This window comes from Halobacillus sp. ABD4_316, assembly GCF_056161385.1.
On sequence record NZ_JBSWZA010000030.1, the window covers coordinates 1 to 223 of the forward strand.

Annotated in this window: 1 rRNA gene; it reads right to left on the minus strand. The window is 54.3% G+C overall.

Annotated features, from left to right (window positions below):
* Window positions 1-223, minus strand: a 23S ribosomal RNA gene (locus ACXAJH_RS20525); the annotation flags it as partial.

The window sequence follows — 223 nt, forward strand, 5'->3', positions numbered from 1 at the left end:
CTGTGTCGGTTTGCGGTACGGGCACCTCTTTCCTCATTAGAGGCTTTTCTTGGCAGTGTGAAATCAGGAGCTTCGGTACTATAGTTCCCTCCCCATCACAGCTTGACGTTGTCGGACGGATTTGCCTATTCCGACCGTCTCACTGCTTGGACGTGCACATCCAATGGCACGCTCTCCCTATCCTCCTGCGTCCCCCCGTCATTCAAACGGAAAGGAGGTGGTA